Annotated in this window: 30 protein-coding genes; 17 read left to right on the top strand and 13 right to left on the bottom strand. The window is 60.1% G+C overall.

Annotated features, from left to right (window positions below; all coding sequences use genetic code 11):
- Positions 1-66 precede the first annotated feature (66 nt).
- Entirely contained in the window at positions 67-834 is a 768-nt protein-coding gene (gloB, locus tag ACR0J2_RS08915) for a hydroxyacylglutathione hydrolase (protein ID WP_480812319.1), read from the bottom strand.
- Between the two features lie 61 nt (positions 835-895).
- On the opposite strand from gloB, the gene ACR0J2_RS08910 reads away from it, so the two are divergent.
- The 7 genes from ACR0J2_RS08910 to ACR0J2_RS08880 all read left to right on the top strand — a co-directional run bounded on the left by ACR0J2_RS08910 (position 896) and on the right by ACR0J2_RS08880 (position 7,268).
- Positions 896-1,630 (top strand): class I SAM-dependent methyltransferase, encoded by a 735-nt coding sequence (locus ACR0J2_RS08910; RefSeq protein WP_170807897.1) that lies wholly within the window; start codon positions 896-898, stop codon positions 1,628-1,630.
- A 313-nt stretch (positions 1,631-1,943) separates the two neighbouring features.
- Positions 1,944-2,504, top strand: a complete 561-nt coding sequence (locus tag ACR0J2_RS08905) for a F0F1 ATP synthase subunit delta (RefSeq protein WP_170614770.1) — start codon at positions 1,944-1,946, stop codon at positions 2,502-2,504.
- A complete protein-coding gene (gene atpA, locus ACR0J2_RS08900; protein WP_170614769.1) occupies positions 2,505-4,043 on the top strand; it encodes a F0F1 ATP synthase subunit alpha in 1,539 nt (512 codons plus the stop codon). It abuts the gene before it with no gap.
- 12 nt (positions 4,044-4,055) lie between these two features.
- A complete protein-coding gene (locus tag ACR0J2_RS08895; RefSeq protein ID WP_480812318.1) occupies positions 4,056-4,934 on the top strand; it encodes a F0F1 ATP synthase subunit gamma in 879 nt (292 codons plus the stop codon).
- A gap of 18 nt (positions 4,935-4,952) precedes the next feature.
- A complete protein-coding gene (atpD, locus tag ACR0J2_RS08890) occupies positions 4,953-6,377 on the top strand; it encodes a F0F1 ATP synthase subunit beta (protein ID WP_170614767.1) in 1,425 nt (474 codons plus the stop codon).
- Between the two features lie 12 nt (positions 6,378-6,389).
- Positions 6,390-6,800, top strand: a complete 411-nt coding sequence (locus tag ACR0J2_RS08885) for a F0F1 ATP synthase subunit epsilon (protein WP_480812317.1) — start codon at positions 6,390-6,392, stop codon at positions 6,798-6,800.
- 117 nt (positions 6,801-6,917) lie between these two features.
- Positions 6,918-7,268 carry an H-type lectin domain-containing protein gene (locus ACR0J2_RS08880; RefSeq protein WP_170614765.1) on the top strand — a complete coding sequence of 117 codons (351 nt, stop codon included), beginning with the start codon at positions 6,918-6,920 and terminating at the stop codon, positions 7,266-7,268.
- A gap of 60 nt (positions 7,269-7,328) precedes the next feature.
- Here the strand turns inward: ACR0J2_RS08880 and rpiB are convergent, their stop codons facing one another.
- A complete protein-coding gene (gene rpiB / locus ACR0J2_RS08875; protein WP_170614764.1) occupies positions 7,329-7,778 on the bottom strand; it encodes a ribose 5-phosphate isomerase B in 450 nt (149 codons plus the stop codon).
- A 68-nt stretch (positions 7,779-7,846) separates the two neighbouring features.
- On the bottom strand, positions 7,847-8,866 hold the full coding sequence (locus ACR0J2_RS08870; RefSeq protein ID WP_170614763.1) for a ribose-phosphate pyrophosphokinase: 1,020 nt from the start codon (positions 8,864-8,866) through the stop codon (positions 7,847-7,849).
- A 107-nt stretch (positions 8,867-8,973) separates the two neighbouring features.
- Here ACR0J2_RS08870 and ACR0J2_RS08865 point away from each other — a divergent pair, with 107 nt between their 5' ends.
- Together ACR0J2_RS08865 and ACR0J2_RS08860 are read left to right on the top strand one after the other, a co-directional pair.
- A complete protein-coding gene (locus ACR0J2_RS08865; protein WP_170614762.1) occupies positions 8,974-9,576 on the top strand; it encodes a 2-hydroxychromene-2-carboxylate isomerase in 603 nt (200 codons plus the stop codon).
- Entirely contained in the window at positions 9,573-10,397 is an 825-nt protein-coding gene (locus ACR0J2_RS08860; RefSeq protein WP_480812316.1) for an alpha/beta fold hydrolase, read from the top strand. The genes ACR0J2_RS08865 and ACR0J2_RS08860 overlap by 4 nt, the downstream gene beginning before the upstream one ends.
- 35 nt (positions 10,398-10,432) lie before the next feature.
- Here ACR0J2_RS08860 and ACR0J2_RS08855 read toward each other — a convergent pair whose 3' ends face one another.
- The 7 genes from ACR0J2_RS08855 to ACR0J2_RS08825 all read right to left on the bottom strand — a co-directional run bounded on the left by ACR0J2_RS08855 (position 10,433) and on the right by ACR0J2_RS08825 (position 16,608).
- Positions 10,433-11,467, bottom strand: a complete 1,035-nt coding sequence (locus ACR0J2_RS08855) for a beta-eliminating lyase-related protein (RefSeq protein WP_170619553.1) — start codon at positions 11,465-11,467, stop codon at positions 10,433-10,435.
- Positions 11,467-11,940, bottom strand: coding sequence for a YcgN family cysteine cluster protein (locus tag ACR0J2_RS08850; protein ID WP_480812315.1), 474 nt, complete (start codon positions 11,938-11,940; stop codon positions 11,467-11,469). Before ACR0J2_RS08850 ends, ACR0J2_RS08855 begins: the two co-directional genes overlap by 1 nt.
- Positions 11,937-12,869 carry a bifunctional riboflavin kinase/FAD synthetase gene (locus ACR0J2_RS08845; RefSeq protein WP_480812314.1) on the bottom strand — a complete coding sequence of 311 codons (933 nt, stop codon included), beginning with the start codon at positions 12,867-12,869 and terminating at the stop codon, positions 11,937-11,939. The genes ACR0J2_RS08850 and ACR0J2_RS08845 overlap by 4 nt, the downstream gene beginning before the upstream one ends.
- Before the next feature lie 68 nt (positions 12,870-12,937).
- Positions 12,938-13,381, bottom strand: a complete 444-nt coding sequence (locus ACR0J2_RS08840; RefSeq protein ID WP_170614757.1) for a MaoC family dehydratase — start codon at positions 13,379-13,381, stop codon at positions 12,938-12,940.
- A 101-nt stretch (positions 13,382-13,482) separates the two neighbouring features.
- Positions 13,483-14,358, bottom strand: coding sequence for a TIGR01459 family HAD-type hydrolase (locus tag ACR0J2_RS08835; protein ID WP_480812313.1), 876 nt, complete (start codon positions 14,356-14,358; stop codon positions 13,483-13,485).
- Between the two features lie 240 nt (positions 14,359-14,598).
- The gene (locus tag ACR0J2_RS08830) at positions 14,599-15,519 is read right to left on the bottom strand and encodes a manganese-dependent inorganic pyrophosphatase (RefSeq protein ID WP_480812312.1); all 921 of its coding nucleotides are present in this window, start codon (positions 15,517-15,519) and stop codon (positions 14,599-14,601) included.
- Between the two features lie 108 nt (positions 15,520-15,627).
- Positions 15,628-16,608 carry a TraB/GumN family protein gene (locus ACR0J2_RS08825; RefSeq protein ID WP_480812311.1) on the bottom strand — a complete coding sequence of 327 codons (981 nt, stop codon included), beginning with the start codon at positions 16,606-16,608 and terminating at the stop codon, positions 15,628-15,630.
- A gap of 121 nt (positions 16,609-16,729) precedes the next feature.
- On the opposite strand from ACR0J2_RS08825, the gene ACR0J2_RS08820 reads away from it, so the two are divergent.
- From ACR0J2_RS08820 to ACR0J2_RS08795, 6 genes are all read left to right on the top strand, one after another.
- The gene (locus ACR0J2_RS08820; RefSeq protein ID WP_480812310.1) at positions 16,730-17,404 is read left to right on the top strand and encodes a DUF2161 domain-containing phosphodiesterase; all 675 of its coding nucleotides are present in this window, start codon (positions 16,730-16,732) and stop codon (positions 17,402-17,404) included.
- 174 nt (positions 17,405-17,578) lie between these two features.
- Positions 17,579-17,866, top strand: a complete 288-nt coding sequence (locus ACR0J2_RS08815) for a co-chaperone GroES (RefSeq protein WP_170614752.1) — start codon at positions 17,579-17,581, stop codon at positions 17,864-17,866.
- Positions 17,867-17,921: 55 nt separating this feature from the next.
- Positions 17,922-19,562 carry a chaperonin GroEL gene (groL, locus tag ACR0J2_RS08810; protein WP_170614751.1) on the top strand — a complete coding sequence of 547 codons (1,641 nt, stop codon included), beginning with the start codon at positions 17,922-17,924 and terminating at the stop codon, positions 19,560-19,562.
- 237 nt (positions 19,563-19,799) lie between these two features.
- Complete coding sequence (locus tag ACR0J2_RS08805) at positions 19,800-20,642, top strand: DMT family transporter (protein ID WP_480812309.1); 843 nt, start codon at positions 19,800-19,802, stop codon at positions 20,640-20,642.
- Positions 20,643-20,680: 38 nt separating this feature from the next.
- Complete coding sequence (locus ACR0J2_RS08800) at positions 20,681-21,454, top strand: alpha/beta fold hydrolase (RefSeq protein WP_480812308.1); 774 nt, start codon at positions 20,681-20,683, stop codon at positions 21,452-21,454.
- Positions 21,451-22,602: an alpha-D-ribose 1-methylphosphonate 5-triphosphate diphosphatase gene (locus tag ACR0J2_RS08795; protein ID WP_480812307.1), complete on the top strand. Its 1,152-nt coding sequence runs from the start codon at positions 21,451-21,453 to the stop codon at positions 22,600-22,602. The genes ACR0J2_RS08800 and ACR0J2_RS08795 overlap by 4 nt, the downstream gene beginning before the upstream one ends.
- 67 nt (positions 22,603-22,669) lie before the next feature.
- Here ACR0J2_RS08795 and ACR0J2_RS08790 read toward each other — a convergent pair whose 3' ends face one another.
- The 3 genes from ACR0J2_RS08790 to ACR0J2_RS08780 all read right to left on the bottom strand — a co-directional run bounded on the left by ACR0J2_RS08790 (position 22,670) and on the right by ACR0J2_RS08780 (position 24,507).
- Positions 22,670-23,737, bottom strand: a complete 1,068-nt coding sequence (locus tag ACR0J2_RS08790; RefSeq protein ID WP_480812306.1) for a 5-(carboxyamino)imidazole ribonucleotide synthase — start codon at positions 23,735-23,737, stop codon at positions 22,670-22,672.
- Positions 23,730-24,218, bottom strand: a complete 489-nt coding sequence (gene purE, locus ACR0J2_RS08785) for a 5-(carboxyamino)imidazole ribonucleotide mutase (protein ID WP_480812305.1) — start codon at positions 24,216-24,218, stop codon at positions 23,730-23,732. The genes ACR0J2_RS08790 and purE overlap by 8 nt, the downstream gene beginning before the upstream one ends.
- 64 nt (positions 24,219-24,282) lie before the next feature.
- Positions 24,283-24,507: a YdcH family protein gene (locus tag ACR0J2_RS08780; RefSeq protein ID WP_037308505.1), complete on the bottom strand. Its 225-nt coding sequence runs from the start codon at positions 24,505-24,507 to the stop codon at positions 24,283-24,285.
- A gap of 164 nt (positions 24,508-24,671) precedes the next feature.
- Here ACR0J2_RS08780 and ACR0J2_RS08775 point away from each other — a divergent pair, with 164 nt between their 5' ends.
- Together ACR0J2_RS08775 and ACR0J2_RS08770 are read left to right on the top strand one after the other, a co-directional pair.
- Positions 24,672-25,085, top strand: a complete 414-nt coding sequence (locus ACR0J2_RS08775) for an Hsp20 family protein (RefSeq protein WP_058275530.1) — start codon at positions 24,672-24,674, stop codon at positions 25,083-25,085.
- Positions 25,086-25,090: 5 nt separating this feature from the next.
- On the top strand, positions 25,091-25,315 hold the full coding sequence (locus tag ACR0J2_RS08770) for a DUF1150 family protein (protein WP_170614745.1): 225 nt from the start codon (positions 25,091-25,093) through the stop codon (positions 25,313-25,315).
- Positions 25,316-25,417 lie beyond the last annotated feature (102 nt).

Here is a 25,417-nt window from a genome sequence, read left to right as displayed (position 1 = left end):
AGGGTTTTCTTGCTCTTGACAGTCACATTTCGTGTGACCGTGACCGTGACGTGGGGCAAATAGGTCCTAAAACCGGTCTTTTCTAGCCCGAATTTCGGCAAATACTGATACAGGATCGGCATTTTCCATCCCCAGTTGAGTCTTGATCCCAGGATCCATGGCCCGCAGAAACGGATTTGTGGCCTTCTCAAGCGCCAGAGTCGACGGAACGGTTGGCTCGCCGGCAGCCCTTGCACGGTCGATATCCTGCATGCGCTGCTGCAGCGCCGCGTTGTCCGGATCGACAGTGATCGCGAACTTTGCATTGGATTGTGTGTATTCGTGACCGGAACAGACGATCGTCTCGTCGGGCAGGGCGGCCAGTTTGCCAAGCGAAGCCCACATTTGCGCAGGTGTGCCTTCAAACAGACGGCCGCAGCCCAAGGCCATCAGGCTGTCTGCGGTGAACACAGCCGCACTTTCCGGCATATAAAACGCGATATGTCCGACAGTATGGCCCGAGACGTCCAGCACATGAACCGGTTCGCCGCCGATTTCGAAAGTATCGCCTTCGCGCACCTGCAAATCCAGATGCGGCAGGCGGTGGGCGTCAGCGGCGGCTCCGATCACTTTGGCAGAGTGATGTTCGAGGATTCCGGCCAGACCATCCACATGATCCCAGTGGTGATGGGTCAGCAGGACATGAGACAGTTTCCAGTTGCGGGCGTCAAGCGCGGCCAGGATCGGTCCAGGTTCAGGCGCATCGATCAATGCGGTCTGGCCACTGGCCGCATCATGCGCCAGAAAGGCGTAATTGTCGCTGAGGCATGGGATGGTGACGATCTCAAGAGGCATGGCCTTTTGCCCTTTCGTTGCTAGACTGCCGACAGCTAAGCCGATTGACCGGGTGTCCGCAATGCATCTTGATGTGCAGGATCTGAGGAATTTCTACTACCGCAGCACTTTGGGACGTGCCGCGCAGGCGGCGATCCGTGGTCGAATGGTCGAGCTGTGGCCCGAGGCCAAGGGGCAGACTGTTGTCGGGTTCGGATTCGCCGTGCCCTTGCTGCGCCCCTATCTGAAGGATGCGCGGCGCGTGATCGGACTGATGCCCGGCCCGCAGGGTGTGATGCCCTGGCCTGCAGGAATGCCCAACGTCTCGGTCCTGACCGAAGAGACGCTTTGGCCTATCGAAACCGGTCACGTGGACAAGCTGGTGGTGATGCACGGTCTGGAAACCTCTGAGCGGCCCACCCAGTTGCTGGAGGAATGCTGGCGCGTGTTGGGGCCGGGGGGGCGTATCCTGTTTGTCGTGCCCAACAGGGCGGGTCTGTGGTCGCGATCCGACCGGACACCGTTTGGATTTGGTCGCCCGTATTCCGCGTCGCAGCTGGAATCCCAGCTCAAGGCCCATCACTTCGTTCCGGAAACCCATTGCTCGGCTCTTTACATGCCGCCATCCTATCGACGGTTCTGGTTGAAATCCGGCAATCTGATCGAAAAGACAGGGCAACGTCTGCCGACAATTATGGCGGGTGGCGTTCTCATGGTCGAGGCGACCAAGCTTATCCGGCCGCCAAGTGGCACCGTGACCAAAGATGCGGTCAAACGCCCGATCAAGGCGCTGGACGGCCTGCTCAAGCCGGCCTGACAGAACGGGCGATGGACACCCATGTCTGGTGCCTAAATCTGAGGGAAATAGGCCACAGGAATCGCCAAAAGCTGCAATTTGGTAACATTTTTCACCCCTTCAGACGTGTCCAAAGGGTCGCACTTTGCGTAAGTGCATGAAATAAAACAATTTGTGGATAACATCGTAATCACTATACTATATTGCGAGGTTGGAACACCTCTGCTACATCCCCGGTGATTTTGATCCCCGCCCTACAAGGACGGGGTTTCTTCACGCCCCCGGGGTAGCTGCCGCACGCGAATTCGGGGCCCAAAATATCGGAAGGGTGGACGTGTCCGAACCAGCTTCGATTTCCACAGGCATCGCCGAGCGCTATGCCACCGCAATCTTCGAGATTGCCAAAGAGAATAATGACCTCGCAGGTCTGGAAACCGGCATCAATGATCTGGCAGCAGCTTTGGGCGAAAGCGCAGATTTGCGCGACCTGATCGCCTCGCCTCTGGTTTCCCGCGCCGAACAGGAAGGCGCAATCACCGCAATTGCCGCCAAGATGGGGCTGAACTCCATCCTGCAGAACACGCTGGGCCTGATGGCCCAAAAGCGTCGCCTGTTCGTTGTGCCGCAGCTGGTGCAGGTTCTGCGCGACATGCTGGCGGACGAGCGCGGCGAAGTGACCGCCGATGTCGCCTCGGCCAAGGCGCTGACCAAGACGCAAATGGAAAAACTGTCCAAAACGCTGTCCGAGCGTGTGGGCAAGACCGTGACAATCAATGCGACCGTTGATGAAAGCCTCATCGGCGGTCTTGTCGTTAAAGTGGGCTCGAAGATGATCGACAGTTCGATCCGTTCGAAGCTCAACTCCCTACAGAATGCAATGAAAGAGGTCGGATAAATGGGAATCCAAGCTGCAGAGATTTCTGCAATCCTGAAGGACCAGATCAAGAATTTTGGTCAGGAAGCCGAAGTGGCCGAGATCGGCCGCGTGCTGAGCGTCGGTGACGGGATTGCCCGTGTATACGGCCTGGACAATGTGCAAGCCGGTGAGATGGTCGAATTCCCCGGTGGCATCATGGGCATGGCGCTGAACCTGGAAAGCGACAACGTCGGTGTCGTTATCTTCGGTTCCGACCGTGACATCAAAGAAGGTGACACCGTCAAGCGCACCAACTCGATCGTGGACGTTCCGATCGGTGACGAACTTCTGGGTCGCGTTGTTGACGGTCTGGGCAACCCGCTGGACGGCAAGGGCCCGATCAACGCTTCCAAGCGCGGCGTTGCAGACGTGAAAGCCCCGGGCATCATCCCGCGTAAATCGGTGCACGAGCCGATGGCAACCGGTCTGAAATCGGTTGACGCGATGATCCCGATCGGCCGCGGCCAGCGTGAGCTGATCATTGGTGACCGTCAGACCGGCAAAACCGCCGTTGCTCTGGACACCATCCTGAACCAGAAAGTCTACAACGACGCAGCAGGCGACGACGAGTCGAAGAAACTGTACTGCGTATACGTTGCGATCGGCCAAAAGCGTTCGACCGTTGCGCAGCTGGTGAAGAAACTGGAAGAGTCCGGCGCCATCGAATACTCGATCGTTGTGGCCGCAACCGCGTCCGACCCGGCGCCGATGCAGTTCCTGGCACCTTACGCCGCGACCGCGATGGCCGAGTACTTCCGTGACAACGGCCGTCACGCTCTGATCATCTATGATGACCTGTCGAAACAGGCCGTGTCCTATCGTCAGATGTCGCTGCTGCTGCGCCGTCCGCCCGGACGTGAAGCCTATCCTGGTGACGTTTTCTACCTCCACTCCCGCCTGCTGGAGCGTTCGGCGAAGTTGAACGAAGATTTCGGTGCGGGCTCGCTGACCGCTCTGCCGGTTATCGAAACTCAGGGTGGTGACGTTTCGGCGTTTATTCCGACCAACGTAATCTCGATCACCGACGGCCAGATCTTCCTGGAAACCGAATTGTTCTACCAGGGCATCCGTCCTGCCGTGAACACCGGTCTGTCGGTTTCGCGTGTGGGCTCGTCGGCCCAGACCAACGCGATGAAGTCGGTCGCCGGTCCGGTTAAACTGGAACTGGCCCAGTACCGCGAAATGGCTGCGTTCGCGCAGTTCGGTTCCGACCTTGACGCCGCGACCCAACAGCTGCTGAACCGTGGTGCGCGTCTGACCGAACTGATGAAGCAGCCGCAGTACTCGCCGCTGACCAACGCGGAAATCGTCTGCGTCATCTTCGCAGGCACCAACGGCTACCTCGACAAGATCGACGTATCGGATGTTGGCCGCTACGAGGCCGGTCTTCTGGCGCACCTGCGCGGCAAGCACGCCGACCTGCTGAAGTGGATCACCGACGAAGATCCGAAGGTCAAAGGCGACGCGTCCGACAAGATCAAGGCAGCGATCGACGAATACGCCGCAACCTTCGCTTGATAGGGGGTTCCGATGCCTAGTCTGAAGGACCTTAAAAACAGGATCGAGTCGGTCAAATCGACCCGCAAGATCACCAAGGCCATGCAGATGGTCGCGGCAGCAAAACTGCGCCGCGCCCAGGAATCTGCCGAAGCCTCGCGCCCCTATGCCGAGCGGTTCAATGCCGTGATGGCGGGGCTGGCGGCTTCGGTCGGGGGCAGCGACAGCGCCCCCAAGCTGCTCCGGGGTACGGGCAGTGATGATGTCCATCTGCTGGTTGTCATGACAGCTGAACGCGGCCTGTGTGGCGGCTTCAACTCGAACATCGCCAAGCTGGCCCGCCAAAAGGCGGAAGAGCTGCGCCTGAATGGCAAGACGGTCAGAGTTCTGACCGTCGGCAAGAAAGGCCGCGACGCGCTCAAGCGTGATTTTGGCGATCTGTTCGTTGGACATATCGACCTGAGCGAGGTCAAGCGTCTGGGGTATTCCAACGCGCAAGACATCGCCAAGGACGTCCTGTCTCGTTTCGACGGGGGAGAGTTCGACGTTGCCACGATCTTCTACTCGAAGTTCGTCAACGTTGTGACCCAGATCCCGACGGCACAGCAGGTCATTCCCGCCTCGTTCGAGGACGAAGCGGCAGGTGACGACAGCGGTGCCATTTTCGACTACGAGCCCAGCGAAGAGGCCATTCTGGCCGACTTGCTGCCCAAGGGGGTTGCGACCGCGATCTTCTCGGCTCTGCTCGAAAACGGAGCGTCCGAACAGGGGGCACGGATGTCCGCGATGGACAACGCGACACGTAACGCGGGTGAAATGATCGACAAGCTGACGATCCAGTTCAACCGCTCGCGTCAGGCCGTGATCACCAACGAGCTGATTGAAATTATTTCCGGCGCCGAAGCGCTGTAAGAAAACCGGAGACGAAACATGGCGAATGCAAAAGGCAAAGTCACACAGATCATCGGGGCCGTCGTCGACGTGCACTTCGACGATCAGCTGCCTGAAATTCTGAACGCGCTGGAAACCACCAACAACGGCAAGCGCCTGGTGTTGGAAGTTGCTCAGCACCTGGGTGAAAACACTGTCCGCACCATCGCGATGGACGCGACCGAAGGTCTGGTCCGTGGTGAAGAAGTGACCGACACCGGCGCACCGATCTCGGTTCCCGTCGGCAACGCCACTCTGGGCCGCATCCTGAACGTTGTCGGCGAGCCGATCGACGAGAAAGGCCCGGTTGAGGCGACAGAAGCCCGCGCGATCCACCAGCCCGCACCGACCTTTGCGGAACAGTCGACCGAATCCGAAGTTCTGGTCACGGGCATCAAGGTTGTTGACCTGCTGGCCCCCTACGCAAAGGGCGGTAAGATCGGCCTGTTCGGCGGCGCCGGCGTTGGTAAAACCGTTTTGATCATGGAACTGATCAACAACATCGCAAAAGTGCACTCGGGCTTCTCGGTGTTCGCGGGTGTTGGTGAACGGACCCGTGAAGGGAACGACCTGTACCACGAGATGATCGAATCGAACGTTATCAAGCCGGACAACCTGTCGGAATCGCAGGTGGCCCTGGTTTACGGTCAGATGAACGAACCTCCGGGAGCGCGTGCGCGTGTTGCTCTGACCGGTCTGACCCTGGCCGAGCAGTTCCGCGACCAGTCCGGTACCGACGTTCTGTTCTTCGTCGACAACATCTTCCGCTTCACGCAGGCGGGCTCCGAGGTTTCGGCTCTGCTGGGTCGTATTCCTTCGGCGGTGGGCTATCAGCCGACACTTGCGACCGACATGGGTGCCCTGCAGGAACGCATCACCTCGACCAAAGCTGGTTCGATCACCTCGGTTCAGGCGATCTACGTGCCTGCGGACGACCTTACCGACCCCGCGCCGGCAACTTCGTTTGCGCACCTGGACGCGACTACCGTTCTTAACCGTGCGATCTCGGAAAAGGGTATCTACCCGGCGGTTGACCCGCTCGACTCGACCTCGCGTCTGCTCGACCCGGCCATCGTTGGCGAAGAGCACTACAAGGTTGCGACCGACGTTCAGCAGATTCTCCAGCGCTACAAGTCGCTGCAGGACATCATCGCCATCCTCGGCATGGACGAACTGTCGGAAGAAGACAAACTGACCGTGGCCCGCGCCCGTAAGATCGAACGCTTCCTGTCGCAGCCGTTCGACGTGGCCGAAGTCTTCACCGGTTCGCCTGGTGTTCAGGTTCCTCTGGATGTCACCATCTCGTCGTTCAAGGCCGTTGTAGCCGGCGAATACGATCACTTGCCCGAAGCGGCCTTCCTGATGGTCGGCGGCATCGAAGACGTGATCGCCAAGGCCGAGAAGATGGCTGCAGCGGCTGCCTAAGGAGAAACCCTGATGGCAAACACGATGCAATTCGACCTCGTCAGCCCCGAGCGGAGCCTTGCTTCGCTCGCGGTGACGGCGGTCCAGATTCCCGGCGCGGACGGGGACATGACGGCAATGCCCGATCATGCCCCCACCATCACCACACTGCGCCCCGGTCTGCTGAAGGTTGAGGCGCCCGAAGGGTCCAGTGACTATCTGGTCACCGGCGGGTTTGCCCAGATCAACGGCGACAGCTTGTCGGTTCTGGCCGAAAAGGCCATTCCGGTTTCAGAAGTGACCCGTGCGCATATCGACGATCTGATCGCCGAGGCCCGCGAGTCGCACGAAGCGGCAAAAGGTGGCGACGATCAGACCATCGTCGACGACGCAGCCAAACTGCTGGCCGACATGGAAGCGCTTGGAACGCATATGAGCCTGTAGCGCGGGCTTGATCGCTTATGAATTAGAACGGCCTCGCGTTTGCGGGGCCGTTTTTTTGTCGTGCTTTTGCCCGATTGCCGGAATAAGTTGCGGGAATTCAAGAACAACGACGACAGAATGAAAACTTTTCAAACCCATCCGATTGGCATTGATCAAGGCGAGGCCCTGTTGTTTTCCGATTTTGCCAATGGCGGTGAAATGTGGACAGGTGAAGGGGCGCGGGAACGCCGGACGACCGTCGCATTCAGCCAACCGTTTCGCTCGGCACCGATGGTGCAGATCGGCATTTCGCTTTGGGATGTGGACACGTCCTCGGCGCTGCGCGCCGAAATCAAGGCCGAGAACATTACGCCCGAAGGGTTCTGCGCCGTCTTCCGCACCTGGTCGGATACGCGCGTTGCCCGCATCCGCGCCTCGTGGACCGCGATTGGCGAGGTGCCGCACGAGGATGACTGGCATATATCCTGAGCGCACCTTCAGAACGGAAGCCGCGCTCTTGTCGTCAACTGCTCACTTGAAGCCCGTTTCTTACGCGTCGGTGCCTTCGATCATGTCCACGCGTGTTGCGTGGCGGCCACCTTCGAACGCGGCCCCCAAAAACGCGTCCACGATATCCAGCGCCTGACCTTCGCCAATGACGCGCGCGCCCATGGACAGCATGTTGGCATCATTGTGCTGCCGGATCATCCGGGCTGAGAATGTGTCGGAACACACACCGCAACGGATGCCCGGCACCTTGTTGGCTGCCATCATGATGCCCTGACCGGTGCCACACAACAGGATGCCAAGCGCACAATCGCCCGAGGCGACGCGCTCGGCAGCGGCCTTGCCATGCAGGGGATAGTGTGTGCTTTCCGGAGTGGTCGGGCCGATATCCACGACCTCCCATCCGGCGTCCGCGATATGTGCGGCGATTGCCTGGCGCAGTCCGATGGCGGCATGGTCACTGGAAAGGACGACGCGTTTGTTGTCAGTCATGAAAAGGCTGTCCGTTCTAAGATATGCGTGTAAGAAAGGTGGGCCCTGTCCAGGCGTCCCTTTTCCGGTCAGTTCATCTGATACAGGGATTCGTAGATTGGTGTCAGTGTCTTGTCTTCGAACAGCGAAGAAACACTTGTGCCGTTCCAGATGTTCAGGATCGCCTGGGTAAAGATCGGTGCCGTCGGTACGATCCGGATGTTCTTGGCCTTGGCGATTGCGTCGGTGGGCTGGATCGTGTCGGTCAGAACCAGCGACTTCATGACCGAGTTGGTCACACGTTCGACCGCCGGGCCGCTCATGACGCCGTGGGTGATGTAAGAGTGCACCTCTTTCGCACCATTATCCAGCAGCACCTGCGCCGCTTTGCAAAGCGTACCGGCAGTGTCGCACATGTCGTCCACGATCAGGCAGATCTTGTCCTTGACGTCGCCGATTACGGTCATCTCGGCCACTTCACCGGCTTTCTCGCGGCGTTTGTCCACGATCGACAGGGGGGCGTTGATCCGTTTGGCCAGTTCGCGCGCACGGGCCACGCCGCCGACGTCGGGCGACACCACCATGATTTCATCCAGGCTGTCCTTGAACTGGTGTTTCACATCCAGGGCAAAGATCGGCGAGGCATAGAGGTTGTCCACCGGAATATCGAAGAAACCCTGAATCTGGGCCGCGTGCAGGTCCATGGTCAGGACCCGCTCGATTCCGGCACCGGTCAGCATGTTGGCGACCAGCTTGGCAGAGATCGGCGTACGCGCCTTTGTGCGGCGGTCCTGACGGGCATACCCGAAATAGGGGATCACGGCAGTGATCCGCTGGGCCGACGACCGACGCAGCGCGTCGGCGATGATCAGAAGTTCCATCAGGTTGTCATTGGCCGGGTTCGAGGTCGGCTGGATGATGAACATGTCCTCGCCGCGCACATTCTCGAACACCTCGACGAAGATCTCGCCATCATTGAACCGTTCGACCCGCGCATCGACCAGCCCCTGATCGACGCCGCGGTAAAGGCTCATGCGGCGGGCTATGGTTTTGGCAAGCGGAAGGTTGGCGTTCCCAGCGATTAGCTTGGGTTCGTGAAGTGTCGGCATCGGCTGAGGTCCCCGGGCAGCAATGGCAATGTGACAGATTCGTGATGTTGACACCGCTTAGCATGGCCTTACCGTCCCGCAAAGGTAACGCAGCGGAGAAAGTGCACATGACCCAGATTGACTACTATTTTGCGACACTCTCGCCCTATTCCTATCTGGCCGGAACCCGGCTGGAAGAGATCGCGGCAAAGCACGGTGCGACGATCAACTACAAGCCGTTGGACATTATCGCTCTGTTCTCGCGCACTGGTGGGGTTCCGCCGAAGGATCGGCACATCTCTCGCATCGAATACCGGGCTCAGGAATTGCTGCGCCAGTCCAGAAATCTGGGAATGGAATTCAACCTGCAACCCGCGCACTGGCCAACGAATATGGCCCCCTCATCCTACGCCGTGATCGCCGCCGTTCAGGACGGGTCCGGCGATGTCGGGCAGCTTTGCCATTCGATCCTGCGTGCCTGCTGGGCCGAGGAAAAGGACATCGCTCAGGATGATGTGATCCGCGATTGCCTGTCAAAGGCCGGGTTCGATCCCGGACTTGCCGACAGCGGCCTGCTTGTGGGTGCGGAAACCTACGCCGCCAATCTTGAAGAGGCCGTCGATCGCGGCGTGTTCGGCGCGCCGTTTTATATCACCCCGGATGACCAGCGGTTCTGGGGGCAGGACAGGCTGGACGATCTGGACCGGCACCTGTCGACGCTGAAGGCATGACAGGCCGTACCCTGCCGCAAGATGTCTTTGTGCGAACACTGGGCAAGGGCGCGCATCAGATGCTCGCCCTGCATTGCACCATTGCCCATTCCGGCGCCTGGTCGGGCCTTGCAGCTGCGCTGAGCGGGAAGGCAAGCCTGATTGCGCCGGACATGCTGTCACACGGCCGCAGCCCGGATTGGGACGGGCGCGGCGACTTTTTTGACCGGATGACCGAACTGGCGGCCAGCCAGCTGCAAAAACCGATGGATGTGATCGGCCACTCCTTCGGTGCGATGATCGCGTTGCGCCTGGCGGTCGAACACCCCGACCTCGTGCGCCGCGCTATTCTGATCGAGCCGGTCTTTTTTGCCCTGGCAAAGCTGGACGCCCCAGACCTCTACGATCAGCATGAGCGAGATGCAGAACCGTTTGTGTCCGCGCTCGCCGCAGGCAACGCATCGCAGGCAGCCCGCCTGTTCAACCGCATGTGGAGCACACAGGACAGCCCCCGCTGGGCGGATCTGCCGGACCGTACCCGCGCCGCAATGATCCGCGGGGTGCATGTAGTCCCGGCCTCCAACAATGCCCTATACGAGGACGGTGCGGGCCTGTTGCAACCGGGAAAACTGGAACGCGCCCAAATGCCGGTCCGGATCCTCAGCGGATCGCTGACGCACCCAGTCATCCCCGCAATATGCAACAGCCTGCAACGCCGTCTGCCTGCGGCAACCACCGAACTCATCCCGGGGGCAGGGCACATGCTGCCGATTTCCCATCCAAAAGAGACGGCGCGCAGCCTGTCGGAGTTCTTCCGCATTCCGCTAGCCTCTTCTGTCTGAATTTGCTGCGGCGGGGGCGACGCCCCCGACAACCGTCAGAAAAGGGCCAGAAACCGGTCGATCTGTTCCGCACTGATGGACCAGTCGCAGACAAGGCGGCAGGCCAGCATTTCGTCTTCGTCCGCCCCGTCCAGTTCATCACCCCACATGTGATAGACCGCGCCCTTTTCGTGCAATCGACGATGCAGGTGCCTCGGGAAACGGGCGAAAACGATATTGGCTTGCGGCTCGTGCAGGAAATCCGCACCGGCCGCCTGCAATCCTGCCGCCAGCCTTGCGCAATTCGCGTTCGCCTGCCGGGCTGCGCGCAGCCACAGATCATCCCGCAGATAGGCCGCCATCTGCGCGGACAGATAGCGGTGTTTGGAAAACAGATGCGCGCCCCGCTTGCGGCGCAACTCAAATTCCCAGGCTTTGGATTCGTCAAAGAAAACGACGGCCTCGACACCCATCAGCCCGTTCTTGGTGCCGCCAAAGCTTACGGCGTCCACCCCGGCTTTCCACGTCATTTCGGCAGGGGAACAGTTCAGCGCGACCAGAGCATTGGCGAACCGTGCCCCGTCCAGGTGCACCGGCAGGCCGTATTCCCGTGCAACACCGCACAACCCCTGCAATTCGGCGAGCGAATAGACGGACCCGCGCTCGGTCACCTGAGTGATCGATACTGGGCCGCGCTGCGGACCATGTACGCCGCGGGTCTCCTCGCCCAGAATGCTGCTGCGCAATGCCTCTGGCTGCATCTTGTCGCCGCCGGGCACCAGCGTCAGCTTGGCGCCGCTGTAGAACTCGGGCGCGTTGCACTCATCCTCGTGAATGTGGGCGACGGGCGAGCAAAAGACGGTGTCCCAAGGGTTCGCCAGTGTCGCCAGCGCCAGCGAGTTTGCAGCCGTGCCTGTCGCCACCAGGTATACCGCCGCGCCCGGTGCTTCGAAGACGCCCCGGATGCGGTCGCGCACCTCGTTCATCAGAGTGTCGGCGCCATAGGCCATCTGATAGCCCTGATTGGCTTCACTAAGCGCGGTCAGCACTTCAGGATGGACTGGTCCGGAATTGTCAGAGGCGAAAAACATCAGACGGGCTCCTCGATAATATGGTCTTCCCACTCTTCCAGAGGGGTCTCGAATTCGGACACGGTGCGCCCCTGAACGGAAACCCCGGCCGCATGAACGCTGTCCGGCGTCCCCGATATCAAAGGGTGCCAGTCATACAGGGGCTTGCCTTCCCACAGCAGCCGGTAGGCACAGGTCTGCGGCAGCCAATAGGCGTGATCGTCAATATTATCCGGGGTCATCACGATGCATTCCGGCACGAACTGATGGCGGATGTCGTATTGCGTGCAGCGGCAGCTTTCGTCGTCCAGCAGGCGGCAGGCGACGCAGGTCAGGGCGACCTCGCCCGTGTCTTCATCTTCCAGCTTGTTCAGGCAGCATTTACCGCAGCCATCACACAGGGCCTCCCATTCGCGCTCGTTCAGGCGACGCAGGGGCTTACGCTCCCAAAAGCGATGCGACAGGCCACCGCGTTCGATCGGGTCTTTTTTCATTGGCCCGCCAGAATCTCGCGGGCACGGGCACAATCCGCATCCATCTGCGCGACCAGCCCGTCCAGCCTCTCAAACGTCATTTCCGGGCGCAGATAGTCCACCAGCCCCACCGACAATGTGGCCCCGTAAAGATCGCCCGAGAAGTCGAACAGAAAGGTCTCAATATTCGGCACTGCGCCATTGAACATCGGGCGCGTCCCAACAGATGCGGCACCGCGATAGCTGCCCTGATTGGGTCCATCCAGAACGTCAACCAGCACCGCGTAGACGCCGAATTTCGGTGGGTGCAGCCCTTCGATGGACATGTTGGCCGTCGGAAAACCCAGTTCGCGCCCGCGTTGTTCCCCGCCGATGACCTCGCCTTCGATCCGGTGCCAGTGACCCAGCATCGAGGCCGCGTCGCGCGGGCGTCCGTCACTCAGCGCCTGTCGGATCGCGGTGGATGAGACCACATGCTCGGTCCGTTCCATCAGCGGCGCGATGGTGACACCAAACCCCATGTCCCGGCCAAACCGGACCATGTCATCGGCTGTGCCGCTGCGTCCCTTTCCAAAACAGAAATCGGCCCCCACCACCACATGCGCCAGACCCAGGCCTTTGCAAATGACATCGCGCGCGAATTCCTCGGGGGTCAGGCCGGCCAGCGCACTGTTGAAGGGCAGCTCATACAACTTCTGCACCCCCAGCTTTTCCAGCCGATGCGCTCTGCTGTTGCCGCGCATCAGCCGAAAGGGGGGGCTGTCCGGCGCGAAAAACTCGCGCGGATGCGGCTCGAACGTCATGACACCCAAGGGCGCATCCGGCGCGGCTTTGCGCGCCAGTTCGATGACCGACTGATGGCCGATATGAACGCCGTCAAAATTCCCGATCGCCACGCTGGCGCCCCGGTCCTGAGGCTCGACAAACTGAAAATCCCGGATGATGCGCATGGCGTCTGCCTAGCGGGACTGAGAGGCGGGTTCAAGACCTGCCGATAGCAGATCAGACAGAGTTCGCCTCAGTCGAATTTCCGCGAGGGGGCCAGAACCATGGCTTCGCCAACCAAAACCTTTTTGCCTTCGACAGAACAATGGCAGTCCAGCTTGACGCGCCGCTTCGAGAAGTCGATGTCGATGACCTTGACCTCGGCATAAACCATGTCGCCGGGGCGGACCGGAGCCAGAAACTTCAGCGACTGGCCCATGTATACGGTACCGTGACCGGGCAGCTGCTCACCGATTACCGCCGAAATCAGGCCGGCCGTCAGCATCCCATGCGCGATGCGCCCTTCGAAAATCGTGTCGCGGGCATAATCGTCGTCCAGATGAACCGGGTTCCGGTCGGTCGACACCTGGGCAAACATCTCGATGTCCTCGTCCGTCACCACTTTGCGCAGGTGGCGGCTCATGCCCATTTCAATGTCTTCGATACAGATCGTTCCGCGCGGAAGATTGTCCAACATGTTGCCCTCACTTGCAGTTGGCGGAGAAATAAAAAACCGCCCGTAGCCATCGATTGGCAACTTTATTACTTCGCAAGTGCAGAAAATCAAGCCCTATTTTATTACCTCAGACGGCCGATCGAATAGGTTGGGTTTATTTTTTCTTTTTCAATATAGCTGTTTAGCGCATCCGGGTTAGGCTGGTATGACGTTTTTGTCTCGGATGCAGCCAGACCGCCGGATATGAACAGGGAATCAATCCCTTCCCCCATGCCGCCGGCGATGTCCGTATGTGGACCGTCACCGATTGCCAGAATATCGGCATCGGCAATGTCTGCGCCCAGTTCCTGCAGCCTGCGCCGGGCCAGATCGTAAATCGGCGGATGAGGCTTGCCAAAATACAGGCTCTCACCGCCCATTTCGGTGTAAAGGCGGGCCAGAGCCCCTGCACACCATTCCCGCACTTCACCACGATCCACGACAATATCGGGGTTTGCGCAGAGCAGCTTCAGCCCTTTTTGTTTGGCGTACAGAAAATCGGCCCGGTTGACCGCCGGGTCCGCCATGGGGTCGAACGGGCCGCAGCAAACGATCCCTTCGGCCTCATCCAACGGCACCCGCTCGATCTGGATCGGGTGATGCAACAGCTTGAGCGGTTCAAAGAACCCTTCGTCGCGCTCCCATTCGCCCATGAAATAGACTTTCTGACCAACCGTGCCTCGGAACATGGCCGACCGGGCCGAGTCGCCACTGGTGGCGATGGTGTCATAGGCGTCGGCCGGTACGTTGAACTGCGTCAGTTGCACGGCCACACCGGCACGGGGTTTTGGTGAGTTTGTGACCAGAACCACCAAACCACCCGACGCGCGGTAAGACTGCAGCGCGGCAACCGCTTCGGGGAAGGCCGTAATGCCATTGTGCACGCAGCCCCACAGGTCGACGAACAGAGCTTTGTAGCGGTCGGAAACCTCGGCAAGCGATTGGATTATCTGTGTCATGTCAGGCCCCTGTTGACGCGGTGGGAAAGTCATCAAAGCCTATGGCAGAGGAATACCGGTTTGGCCAGTAGGGGCTTTGCCCCCGCCGCCCTTCGGACGTCTCCCCCAGGATACTTTCAGCCAGATGAAGCAGGGGATCCAAACTTCATCTGGCCAAAAATATCCCGGAGCGCGAGGCAGAGCCTCGCAAAAAAACAGGCGCCCGATAAGGGCGCCTGACTTTCCGTAAAGAGTCCGGTGTCAGACCTTGAGGTTCGGGATGATCTGTTTCTTGCGGCTCATGATGCCGGGCAAAACCACGGCATCGCCGTCGACCGAGGCACCAAAGCTTTTTTCGGCAACGGATTTGACCAGATCGTTCGGAACCAACAAGGTGGCTTCTTCGTTCAGGATGTCCACAACGAACAGCAGAACCTGATCCACACCATCTTCCCTGGCGACATCCGCCATCGAGCCTGCCAGGCTGTCCTTGCGGTCCAGAACCACACCGGGCGCGGTGGTTTCAAGAACTGAGACGCGGAATTTGGTGCCGTCGACCTCGTATTCCTTGCTGTCCATGCGGATCAGTTCCGCGTCGGAAAAGGATGAAACGTCCGACTTCGCGGCGAACATGTCGGCAGCGTATTCCGTAATATCCAGCTCAAGCTCGGCGGCGAGCTTTTCCGCGACCGCACGATCGCGCGGTGTTGTGGTCGGCGAGCGGAACTCCAGCGTATCGGACAGGATGCAAGTCAGCGCCGCGCCTTTGATGGCGTCAGGCATCTTGGCCGCGTCATCCCCGATCAGGTCGATCATGATGGTTGCGGTGCAGGCCAGCGGGCGAACGGTTATGTCGATAGGGCCCTTGGTTTCCAGGCCGCCGACCAGCTTGTGGTGATCGATGATGGCGCGGATATCGGCGCCGTTGATACCGGCAGGCAGCTCGGCGGGGTTGTTGGTGTCGACGATGACGACCGGAGCGCCCTCACTCACGTCATCGATGATCCGCGGTTTCGGCAGATCCCAGTGGCGCAGCATGAAGGCAGCTTCGGTATTGGGTTCGCCCAGCAGCACGGGCTCGGCTTTTTCGCCCTTGATTTCGTTCAGATACCAGGCCCACAGAATGGGCGAGCCGGTCGAGTCAGTGTCGGGGGACTTGTGGCCGAAAACCTGAATTGTCATGTCAGTGTCCTGCAGAAATGGGATTTTGCGGGCCTTATAGGGTGGACAGACAGGCTTGTCACCCGGCAGTGCGCCAGATGCGACTGTTCGTCAAACCTGACTGTCAGATCAGAAGGGTGCGCGTGTCAGCGTGAAGCCCGCAAGCTGTAATTGATGCAACAACCCCTGCTGACCGGCCAGATGCCCCGCACCCACGGCGATGACTGCCGTTTGGTTCTTCAGTTCCAGAATGTGCTTCAGCCAGTTGTCGTTGCGCTGGATTAGCAATTGCTGCTCGAACGCCTTCCATTCGGCATCAAATTCTTCCTGCGTCAGATCTGATGCGTCGAACCCCTGCAGCAAGGAAAGCTGGATGATTTCGGCATGTTTTTCTTCCAGATAGGCGTTGGTCATCGTGGCTAGCTGGTCTTCGCTGGCCTCCAGCGCGCCGGCAAGCCGGGCCAGTGACTGGGCCTGTTCTTCGATCGGATGGCTTTCGAACATCGCAATGACATTCTCGACCTGTTCCAGCGAATGCTGCGGGATACCGTGAGTATCGGCGAGTTCGGACAGGCGTGCATCCATGCCGCGGTCTCCGTCCGGGGTCTGGGCGACGCAGGATGGCACGCCCAATGTCAGGCTCAAAAACCAGGGGCGCAACTTGGCGGCGGTCCAGGCGGGAATGCCGCGTTTGGCCAAGGTGGCTGACAGGGCGGCCCAATCCTCGGCCGGCATCAGATCAATCAGAGTCGGCCCCGATGTGATCAGCAAAGGGCTGGGGTCCTTGGCCAGAGCCTGCTCGAACGCTTTCATCTCGGCCTGCGAGGTTTCAAAGAAAAAGGCGTCGGCGTCTTTCAGGAGCGGTTCCAGCCGCTCGACCACGGCGGACATGCGCCGGTCATTGACGTGCAGGGTTCCGATCAGATGCAGTACCGTGTCGCCCCTGACAGCAACCCAGTGGTTGCCTTCGGGAAAGGGGATGCCGTCCAAGGCGTGTTCAAGGCGGGTCGCCATCTCGGGTGTCATATCCGCCCTCAGGTCGCGGCCTTCGCAAGCGGCGTGAAGGCTCGCAGGCAAGATCAGGCACAACAGAATAATCAGAAGGCGCATCGTTTTCCCCGCTTTGACGGCTATCCTATCGGGCGCGACATTGCCTTTCCTTTCGGCGATGCGCAAGCTGAAGGGGGTGGCAACGTCTGGCAATCCCGGCCGAATAGCCTAGCATGGTGAGATGAAGCGCGAACAGGACCTATACCCGCCGATCAAGGCGTTGCTTGAGCGTCAGGGATACACCGTCAAGGGCGAGGTCGGCGCAGCCGATATCGTTGCCGCGCGCGACGGCGATGATCCGGTCATTGTCGAGCTGAAGCTGGGGTTTTCGCTGGCCCTGTTTCATCAGGCGATCGCGCGCCTGAAAGTAACCGATCAGGTCTATGTCGGTGTGCGCAAACCGAAGGGCCGGACCGCAAGGCGGGCGCTGAGGGATAATCTGTCCTTATGCCGCAGGCTGGGTTTGGGCCTGATTACCGTCCGGGAAGATGGCCGGGCCGAGGTGCATTGCGACCCGGGGCCGTACGCGCCTCGCAAGAACAAGGTAAGGGCCGCGCGGTTGTTGCGGGAATTCGACCGGCTGCAGGGCGACCCGAATGTGGGCGGGGCCACGCGGCACGGAATCGTGACCGGGTACCGCCAAGACGCCCTGAAATGTGCGGCCCATCTGGCGGAATGCGGCGCGACCAAGGGATCTGACGTGGCCAGCGCAACCGGAGTTACCGGGGCGACGCGCATCATGCGCGACAATCACTATGGCTGGTTCGAAAAAGTCGAAAAGGGGGTCTACCAATTGTCGGCCTGCGGATCCGAGGGGCTGAAGCATTGGGCCTATAGCTGGGAGCAACAGGGCTGAAGTCCGAAACCGCCCCGCTGGAATCCCTGACGCAAAAAGTTTCTCACATCTTGTTGACTCGGCCTTTCCAACTCCCTAGCTATGCGTCGTTATCACTCGGATGACCCGAGTGCTAACGCCTCGCCATTAGGTGAGGGGAGGATAAACAAACTTTGAGCCCAAGGAGCTGCAAAGATGGCATTGAAACCGCTTCATGACCGTGTGCTGGTCCGTCGCGTTGAAAGCGAAGAGAAAACAGCAGGCGGCCTGATCATTCCTGACAGCGCAAAAGAAAAGCCCAGCGAAGGCGAAGTCGTTGCAACCGGCGAAGGCGCACGCAAGGACAGCGGCGAACTGATCGCAATGGCCGTAAAAGCCGGCGACAAGATCCTGTTCGGCAAATGGTCGGGCACCGAGGTCAACGTCGGCGGCGAAGAGCTGCTGATGATGAAAGAAAGCGACATCATGGGGATCATCGAGTAAGCCCACGCGCTTTCTCTGATCTTCATTTCCAACATATTTCTCAAGGAGAAACGACATGGCTGCAAAGGACGTCAAGTTCGACACCGATGCCCGCAACCGTATGCTGAAGGGTGTGAACATCCTGGCTGACGCGGTTAAAGTGACCCTGGGCCCCAAAGGCCGCAACGTGGTTCTGGACAAATCCTTCGGCGCGCCGCGCATCACCAAAGACGGTGTTTCGGTTGCCAAGGAAATCGAACTGGAAGACAAGTTCGAAAACATGGGCGCGCAGATGGTGAAAGAAGTCGCCAGCCGCACCAATGATGAAGCTGGCGACGGCACCACCACTGCAACCGTTCTGGCACAGGCCATCGTTAAAGAAGGTCTGAAGCAGGTTGCAGCGGGCCTGAACCCGATGGACCTGAAGCGCGGCATCGACCTGGCAACCGCCAAGGTTGTTGAAGGCATCAAGGCCGCTTCGCGCGAAGTCAAGGACTCGGCAGAAGTTGCTCAGGTTGGCACCATCTCGGCCAACGGCGAAGCCGAAATCGGTCAGCAGATCGCAGACGCGATGCAGAAGGTTGGCAACGAAGGCGTTATCACCGTCGAAGAAAACAAAGGTCTGGAAACCGAGACCGACGTTGTCGAAGGTATGCAGTTCGACCGTGGCTACCTGTCGCCCTACTTCGTCACCAACGCAGACAAGATGATCGCAGAACTCGACGACTGCATGATCCTGCTGCACGAAAAGAAACTGTCTTCGCTGCAGCCGATGGTTCCGCTGCTCGAGCAGGTGATCCAGTCGCAAAAGCCGCTGCTGATCATTGCCGAGGACGTTGAAGGCGAAGCGCTGGCAACTCTGGTTGTCAACAAACTGCGCGGCGGCCTGAAAATTGCTGCTGTCAAAGCACCGGGCTTCGGCGACCGCCGCAAAGCCATGCTGCAGGACATCGCAATCCTGACCGGCGGTCAGGTCATCAGCGAAGATCTGGGCATGAAGCTCGAGTCCGTCACCATGGACATGCTGGGCACCGCCAAGAAAATCGAAATCACCAAAGACGAAACCACCATCGTCGACGGTGCTGGCGAGAAAGCCGAGATCGAAGCACGTGTTGCTCAGATCCGCACTCAGATCGAAGAAACCTCGTCGGATTACGACCGTGAGAAGCTGCAAGAGCGCGTTGCCAAACTGGCCGGCGGTGTTGCTGTTATCCGCGTCGGCGGCATGACCGAAGTTGAAGTGAAAGAGCGTAAGGACCGTGTGGACGATGCTCTGAACGCAACACGCGCTGCCGTTCAGGAAGGCGTCGTTGTGGGCGGTGGTGTTGCGCTGGTTCAGGCCGGTAAGGCACTGGAAGCTCTGAAGGGTGCAAACGCTGATCAGGATGCAGGCATCAACATCGTTCGCAAAGCTATCGAAGCGCCGCTGCGCCAGATCGCCGAGAACGCAGGTGTCGACGGTGCGGTTGTTGCAGGCAAAGTTCGCGAATCCTCGGACGCTGCCTTCGGCTTCAACGCGCAGACCGAAGAATATGGCGACATGTTCTCGTTCGGCGTGATCGACCCGGCCAAGGTTGTCCGTACCGCTCTGGAAGACGCGGCATCGGTTGCCGGTCTGCTGGTCACCACCGAAGCGATGGTTGCTGACAAGCCGCAGAAAGACGCACCTGCCGCAGGCGGCATGCCCGACATGGGCGGCATGGGCGGCATGATGTAAGACGTCGAATTCGCTCCGGCGAATTCTGACGGCCCGACAGGCGCCAGGCCACATGGCCAGGCTGCTTCACGGGGACGTACAGTACAAAGGAACGGGGTCGTCTTCGGGCGGCCCCGTTTCGGTTTCGATGGCCGCGATGCGGCCATGCCTCCGGTGGGAGTATTTGGGAAAAGATGAAGCGCCGGGTGTTTGCGGAAAGGACTGTCCAGTTCGCGGCGAACCGGCTATGCGGTTGATATGAGACTGTTCCTGCTGACCACCCTGACCATGTGCGCCTTCGCGGCGAACTCAATCCTGAACCGGCTGGCAATCGACAGCGGGGCCGCCGATCCGGCGGGATTTGCCGTGGTGCGGGTTCTGTCTGGGGCCTTGATGCTGGGCGTGTTGGTCCGGCAACAAGGCGAGTATCTGCCGGTATTTCACAAGCGCAGGGTTATCGGGGCCGGGTCACTGTCCATTTATATGATCGGGTTTTCGATGGCGTACCTGACGCTTGATGCGGGATTGGGGGCGTTGATCCTGTTCGGAGTTGTACAGATTTCCATGTTTGCCTTTGGCGCCGTGACAGGTTCAGGCCCCACCGCGCGCCAGTTGGCCGGAGCGGGGATTGCGCTTTTCGGACTTGGGTATGTGTTGTGGCCATCTGGTGCTGTTCAGGCCGACTTGTCCGGCGCCGCGCTGATGACAGCGGCGGGTGTGGGCTGGGCCGCTTATTCGCTGGCAGGCCGGTCCGAGCCCGACGCATTGCAGGGAACAGCTGCCAATTTCGTGGTTGCCCTGCCGGTCACGTCCGTTGCGTTGTTTTTGTTGGGCGGAGCGTGGCAGATGGCACCCGCTGGGTATGCGCTGGCGATTTTGTCCGGCGCCGTGACTTCGGGGCTGGGTTATGCGCTGTGGTATCGGGTTCTGCCGCAGCTTTTGCCTGCGACTGCGGCCGTGGTGCAACTGAGCGTTCCGATCATCGCCATCGCGGCTGGAATTGCGCTGCTGGGGGAAACGGCAGGTTTGCGTCTGGCTGTTGGAACCGTCGCGGTTCTGGGCGGCATTGCGATGGCCGTATCGCGACGGAAGACCGGCTAGGGGTTTTCACGATCCACGATAAGCCTTATCTGGCGGCTATGAGATTTCTGGTCGTATTGCTTCTTTGCCTCGCTCCATCTTTAGCCAGCGCGAAATGCGTTGTTTTGCTGCATGGGCTTGCGCGCACCAAGGCTTCGTTTTCGGTGATGGAGCAATTGTTTAGCGCCCACGGCTACAAAGTCGTGCGTCCGGATTACCCGTCAACGGATCTGCCCATACCCGAACTGGCCCGGCAAACCGTGCCGGGCGCCCTTGCCGCCTGCGGGGACGAGACCGCAAATGTCGTGGCCCATTCGATGGGCGGGATTCTTCTGCGGTACTGGCTGCAGGACAATACACCGGACAACCTGGGCCGCGTGGTCATGCTGGGCCCGCCAAACCAGGGCAGCCAACTGGTTGATGAACTAGGCTCATGGGAGGTCTTCGGTATGCTCAACGGTCCCGCCGGGTTGGCGCTGGGAACCGGACCGGAGGGTATTCCGGGCCAGTTGCCGCCGGTCGAATTCGATCTTGGCGTAATCGCGGGAGAAAACTCGCTGAACCCTTTGTTTTCGTCGATGATCGAGGGGCGGGATGATGGAAAGGTGTCAGTGCGAACCACCCGTGTCGCGGGTATGGCCGATCACATCGTATTGCCGGTGACCCATACCTTCATGATGAACAACCCCCGGGTCATGGCGCAGGCGCTGCATTTTATCGAGTTTGGCCGCTTTGATCCGCAGATCACCTGGCTCGACGGTGTCATGGATGTCATTGACGAGATCTGTATCGGAGAGGACTGTTCAGAACCTCCGTCGGAGCCGACGCGATGACCGCACTTGAACTGACCTTCACCCGGGCGGATGTTCTTGTGTCGGGTCACGAAGTGACGCGAACCGAACTGGCCGTGGCGGACGGGATCATTCAGTCCTCGGGGGCCGGACGGCAGATCGATGTGTCGGGATACACCATCCTGCCGGGGATCGTCGATCTGCACGGGGACGGGTTTGAGCGTCATCTTGCGCCGCGTCGCGGAGCGATGAAGCAAATGGCCGAAGGTCTGGTGTCGGCCGAGGCGGAACTGGCCGCCAATGGTATTACCACAGCCGTGCTGGCCCAGTTCCATAGCTGGGAGGGCGGCGTGCGCGGCCCGGGATTTGCGGGCCAGGTCTTTGACGCGATTGCCGGGGTCAGGGATATCGTCGTGACGGATCTGTTGCCCCAATTGCGGTTCGAAACCCACATGCTGGACGACTATGCGGACCTGCCCGAGCGTATTGCCCGGTGGCAGGTGCCTTATGTGGTGTTCAATGACCATCTGCCGCATGACCGCCTGGCGCAAGGACGCACACCGCCGCGTCTGACCGGGCAGGCGCTCAAGGCCGGGCGCAGCCCCGAAGCGCATCTCGAAATGCTGCAAGAAATGCATGCCCGGTCAGGGGAAGTACCGGCAGCGCTGGAACGGCTATGCGCCACGCTGTCCGATCGCGGTGTCCGGTTGGGCAGTCATGACGACGCCACGGCCCGGGCCCGGGCAGACTGGCGCGCGCGTGGGGCCCGGATATCAGAGTTTCCCGAAACGCTGGAAGCCGCCGAGGCGGCCCGTGCTGCCGGTGATCACGTCATACTGGGGTCTCCGAACGTGGTGCGGGGCGGCTCGCACAAAGGCAATGCCAGCGCGCTTGACCTGATCACGATGGGGCTGTGCGACGCGCTGGCGTCGGATTACCATTACCCCAGCCCGCGCCGCGCGGCCCTGATGCTTGCCAAAAGCGGCCTGCTGGATCTGGCCGGGGCCTGGGCGCTGGTCTCGTCAGGGCCTGCGCAGGTGCTGGGTCTGACGGATCGCGGCACGCTTGCACCGGGCAAACGGGCCGATTTGGTGATCCTGGAAACCGCCACCAACCGTGTCGCGGCCACTCTGGCGGGTGGGCGCGTCAGCTACATGTCCGGGGACATCGCGGCGCGCCTGGTGGCATAAGCGCGCTGCGTCTCCTCTAGTTCACGAACAGCTTCGACTGAGGCATCGCACGTCGGCGCGATACCCCTCAGCGGATGACCCGGTTGAAATGGCCCATCTTGCGGCCTGCCTTGACGTCGGCCTTGCCGTAGAGATGCAGCGCCACATCCCGTTCGCGGGCCAGATCGGGCACACGGTCCATATCGGCGCCGATCAGGTTCTCCATGACCACGTCGGAATGCCGCTGACCATCCCCCAGAGGCCACCCTGCGACAGCGCGGACATGCTGTTCGAACTGATCCACGGCGCATCCATTCTGGGTCCAATGTCCCGAGTTGTGAACACGCGGGGCGATCTCGTTGACGATAAGACCCTCGGCCGTGACAAACAGTTCAACGCCCATCACCCCGACATAATCCAGCGCGTTCAGAATATTGGCCGCCAGCAGCACGGCATCCGTTCGCTGCGACGGCGACAACCGCGCCGGTACGGTCGTTGTATGCAGGATACCGTCACGGTGGACGTTTTCACCGGGATCGAAACAGGCAACCTGACCGTCCAGACCTCGGGCGGCGATGACGGACACCTCGTGCGAGAAATCCACGAAGCCTTCCAAAATAGCAGGCGCGCCCGCCATATCGGCCAGTGCGGATTCGGCGTCGTCGGGCGCGCGTAGCCGGGCCTGACCTTTGCCGTCATAACCGAAACGGCGGGTCTTCAGAATGGCGGGTGTGCCGATCTCATCAACCGCTGCGCGCAGGCTGTCCAGATCTGTTATTTCGGCGAAGGGTGCCGTTTTGAGGCCCAGTCCCTGCAGAAAGGTCTTCTCGGTCAGCCGATCCTGACTGACCCGCAGGGCTTCGCGGCCCGGGCGAATGGGGCGATGCGCTTCCAGCAGATCCAGTGCCTCGGTCGGGATGTTCTCGAACTCATAGGTGATGACATCCACGTCTTCGGCAAAGGCACGCAGGGCGTCGGCATTGTCATAGGCGGCAGTGGTCACGCGGTCGGCGACGTGGCCAGCAGGTGGGTTCGCGCCCGGCTCATAAACATGGGTGACAAACCCCAGTCGGGCCGCCGCGACCGACAGCATCCGGCCCAGCTGGCCACCGCCCAGAATTCCGATCCGAGCCCCGGTTTGCAATGCTTCAGTCATCGGCAGGCTCCTTGGGGATAGAGGCCGACAGCGCCTCGCGCCAGGCATCCAGCCGTCCGGCCAGTTCGGCATCCTGCAGAGCCAGGATACCAGCAGCCATCAACCCGGCATTGGCACCACCCGCCGATCCGATGGCCATGGTCGCCACCGGAAACCCTTTCGGCATCTGAACGATGGAATAGAGGGAATCGACACCCGACAGGGCCCGCGTCTGAACCGGCACTCCGATCACCGGAACCCGTGTCTTCGAAGCCATCATGCCCGGAAGATGCGCGGCCCCGCCGGCACCCGCAATGATCACCTGCAAGCCGCGCGACACAGCGGTTTTGCCATAGTCCCACAGGCGATCCGGCGTGCGATGGGCCGACACGATGCGCGCCTCGTAGGCAACACCCAGTTCGTCCAGAATATCCGCGGCTTCCTTCATCGTGGGCCAGTCCGATTGGCTGCCCATTATGATGCCTACCTTGATCTCACCCATCCGCATTTTCCCCGGCTTTTCAAAGAGCGCGCACTATAGCCAAATCCACCTGTCTGGCAATGCGTCAGGCGATGATGTCGGGGGTCAGGCGGTCCTCGATCAGCCGGATGATGTCCTTCAGCCGCAGTTTCTGCTTTTTCAGCCGTTTGATGGTCAGCTGGTCCGAGGTACCCGTTGCCTGCAGCGCCTCAATCGCTTCGTCCAGATCGCGGTGCTGACGTCGGAACACCTCAAGTTCAACCCGCAAAACCTCATCAGTTTTCATGGAAAGATCGGTAGGCGCATTCATAGGCGACTCAGTCGTAGTTGTGGTGCTTTCCACACAAGATAGTGTGTCAGGGTTTATCGGGCCAGACCTTGTGGACATCCCTGCATATTCCCATATTCTATTACACGCGGTTGCCGCAACGGGGCCGCACTACCCGTCGCTTTGACATAAAAGGACGAGAAAACGTGTCAAAACTTACTCTTGGCTCATACCCGCATCTTTTGGGGTTCGAGCAGTTGGAACGCCTTCTGGAACGGTCTGCAAAGGCTGGCAACGAAGGATACCCGCCCTACAATATCGAACAGACATCGGATTTTTCGTATCGCATCACCCTGGCCGTGGCTGGGTTCGCGGAAGAAGATCTGTCGATCACCATCGAGGATCGCCAGTTGGTGATCCGGGGCCGTCAACGCGACGACAGCGAGGGGCGTATCTTTTTGCACCGAGGCATTGCGGCGCGTCAGTTTCAGCGCATGTTTGTGCTGGCAGACGGGGTCGAGGTCGGCGAGGCGATCATGGAAAACGGTCTGCTGCACGTGGACCTGACCCGCGCCGTGCCGGAAACCGTGGTGCAGACGATCAACATAAGGAAGGGGTAAGAGCAATGAATACACCGATTGAGATTAACACCGAAGGCGACCGGATCGTGTATGTCAAAGCGGTCGATGTTGCCGATCTTCCCTTGGAAGTGCGAGAGCAGGCTGGTGATCTGGATCAGCTTTATGCGGTTCACGATTCCGACGGACAGCAATTGGCGCTGGTCGCCGACCGGAAACTGGCCTTTGTCCTGGCCCGTGAACATGACTTTTCACCGGTGGCCGTTCACTGAACGGCCCCGCCTCCGGCTGTTTTTAGCGTGACAATGACCGCCATAGCGGCGACATATGCGAACCGGAAGGGCCGGATGCGCCCGTAATTCATATGGTTCGGG

It is taken from the genome of Ruegeria sp. CG4 (genome assembly GCF_056537185.1).
The sequence above is the reverse complement of the archived record's forward strand: the minus strand, read 5'-3'. Positions and strand labels throughout refer to the sequence as shown.